Origin of the sequence: Methanobrevibacter sp., from assembly GCF_036307625.1 — an archaeon.
Taxonomy (GTDB): domain Archaea; phylum Methanobacteriota; class Methanobacteria; order Methanobacteriales; family Methanobacteriaceae; genus Methanocatella.
In genome coordinates this window covers 1-2,934 of record NZ_JAXJXF010000040.1, presented here as the reverse complement: position 1 = coordinate 2,934, position 2,934 = coordinate 1, and the positions used below count along the sequence as shown (strand labels likewise).

The following is a 2,934-nucleotide window of genomic DNA, read 5'->3' as shown; positions in this document are numbered from 1 at the left end:
TGTTATTTTGGACCAGCTTTAGTTTATTTTGTATTTTTTTTTGTATGTGGGCTTTGTGGGTGAATTGTGATGTTGCTTAATCCGGTTGAACGGTATATGTGGGAAAAAGGATTTAAAGAAGGTTTTGAGAAAGGTTTTGAGAAAGGTAAGCTTGGGACTGCTAGGAGGATGTTGGATAAGGGTTTTTCTCTTGATGTTGTTGTTGATGTGACAGGTTTGTCCTCAAATCAAATCAGGAACGGCGAATAGCTTTCCTGCAATTTCTGATTTTGGCTGTTTTTTCTAAACTTACTTCAACCCTAATGAAAACAAATGCTTTACTTGACTTATATTTATATTCGAATAAATATTTTAGTATGTTTAACAAGAAATTGATTTTTGCTTTAGTCTTATTGGTGATGGCTATTTCATCGGTTAGTGCGGGGGGCTTGAATTCAACCGATGATGCCTACAGCTTCACGGATAATGGCTTTGAAGCAGCTTCGCAAAATAGTTCTTCTGTTTTAATGAGCGAGTCTAATGGAGAGGGACTTGCAGAAGACAATTCGGATGTTTTAAGTGCAGGTACGGTTTATTTTGATGCATCATCAAGTACGGATGGTGTGGGCACTCAGACAAGTCCGTATAAATATCTGTATTCCAATAGGATATCCTCTGGAATGACCGCTTATTTTGCAGATGGTGTTTATGTCTACACAGGTTCGGGAAAGATTTCATCCAAAACAACTTTCATCGGACAAAGCAGGGACAATACGATTATCAAATCCACTGCTTCTTATTCCTTTGATTTGACGGTTTCATCTGGTTCCACTTTGCTTTTGAAGGATTTGACTTTTGATTATGGCCAGATTATAAATCACGGGAATGTGGAAGCGGACAACGTGATTTTTAAAAATTCGGTTTGCAAATATTCCGAATCAAGCACCGCATTTTACGAAAGCGCATGCGGTGGGGTTATATTTTCAAATTCTTCGCTAAATTATGGAATATGTAATGTGAACCTTAGGAATTGTTATTTCGAATCAAATCATGCAAGGCACGGAAGCGTAATTGCTGCAAACTATACGAATATTTTGATTTCAAACTGTATTTTTTCCAATTCCGATGCACGCCTATTTGGAGGTGCAATCTATGGGCTTGAATCAAATCTGACTGTTTCAAAATCTTCATTTAGAGGAATCAGCGCCAAATACGGCGGGTCAATTTATATGAATGGTGGAAAAATGGAGCTTACAGATTCCAATTTCACCAATTCAGAGGCTTATAGCTTTGGTGGAGCAATAGCTTCAAAATTGACCACTTCAACCATAACCAACTGCAATTTTTTAAATTCCTGGTCACTGACCGATTCAGGCGGAGCAATCTATGCTGAAACTGGTTTGTTGGATATTTCAAAGTCCAGCTTTAAAGGCGGAATTGCCGATTTCGGTGGTGCAATTTGCGCTTTGAACATGTCTGTGGATGTTGAGAATTGCGATTTCATAGACAATGTCGCAAACTATGGAGGATCTGTTTTCACAATGTATGGCAACGCCAACATCTACAACTCCAACATCAGAACTTCAACCGCTTATGTTGAGGGCGGTGCAGTCTGCAGCTATCTGCCGGGAAGCATTTCTCTGGTAGGCAATGTCTTTACGGATAGCGATGATGTGTATATCTTTGCAAAATATGACTCAATAATATACAGAAGCGCAAACACAGGTTTGACAAATGTCATAATTTTCAATACAACACTTTTTGATATTTCAAGCAATGTGCTGGCACCTATTATCAATTACTCTCCTCAATCTCAGGCCACCATTCCTTCATCATATGACTCAAGGGACTACGGTTATGTCACTTCCGTAAAAAACCAGATGGATGGGGGTAACTGCTGGGCTTTTTCAAGCATAGCTGCATTGGAAATCTGTCTTAAAAAGGCTACAGGAATCGAATTTGACTTTTCAGAGGAAAATGTTAAAAATATCATGGAGATGTATTCTATTGTGGGAAGGAATTGTGAACCTAACGATGGAGGATTCGATTCAATGGCATTCGGATATTTCACCAACTGGTTTGGTCCTATCAATGATTCATTGGATGTCTATGACGATCATTCCGCGCTGTCCAGTCTTTATTCTCCTCTTCTGCATGTCCAGAATGTTTATTTCCTGCCTGACAGAAAGGATTCAAGTGACAATGACGCCATCAAACGTGCCATAATGGATTACGGTGCAGTTGTGGCAGCTACCTTCTGGAAGACAACCTTCCACTCCATAACACTTGTAGGATGGAATGATAACTATAATGACGAGGATTACTTTGGAAACTATGCTAAAGGTGTTTGGATTGTTAAAAACAGCTGGGGTTCATCTTCCGGCGATGAGGGCTATGTGTATATCTCTTATGAAAAGGAGTTCAAAAGTGAAATGCTCACAGGCTATCACAATTATCTCTACACATATGTCTTCAACGATACTGAAAGCTATGTGAGAAACTACCAATACGATTTGCAGAGCGTTGATTATTATTATAAAACCTCTTCAGTTGCTACGGTAAAGTACAAAAACGTTTTCACCGCAATGGATGATGAGGCATTGTCAGCATTTTCAACAGTCTTCAAAAAGCCGACAAACTACAAGGTTTCACTTTATAAGGGTGACACTTTAGTATTGACTCAGCAGGGCTTTAGTCCTGCGGGATATTACACAATACCGTTCAAAAGCAAAACCTCATTGTCAAAAGGCGACGAGTTCGCAATATGTATAGAAATTTTGGATTCTGGAGATAAATTTATTCCTATGTCCGATTCCGAATTATCCAATCTTGGTACATTCAAAAAAGGCATTTCCTATATAGATGTGGGCAAAGGATGGCGTGATTTATACTCATACTACAGCACTCCTATGGTTGCATGTATAAAAGCCTTCACAACTCCTTTGGCCTTAACTC

At 39.1% G+C, this 2,934-nt stretch carries 2 protein-coding genes; both read left to right on the top strand.

The genetic code is table 11. From position 1 onward, the window contains the following. Positions 1-69: 69 nt before the first annotated feature. The gene (locus UIB65_RS02725) at positions 70-249 is read left to right on the top strand and encodes a hypothetical protein (RefSeq protein ID WP_330039598.1); all 180 of its coding nucleotides are present in this window, start codon (positions 70-72) and stop codon (positions 247-249) included. Between the two features lie 107 nt (positions 250-356). After that, positions 357-2,934 (top strand): C1 family peptidase (locus tag UIB65_RS02720; protein ID WP_330039597.1); only part of this gene is annotated, 2,578 nt, incomplete at its 3' end.

What these genes read in the sequence shown, in the direction of transcription:
- UIB65_RS02725 (WP_330039598.1), top strand. Translation starts at nt 70, where the DNA reads ATGTTGCTTAATCCGGTTGAACGGTATATGTGGGAAAAAGGATTTAAA.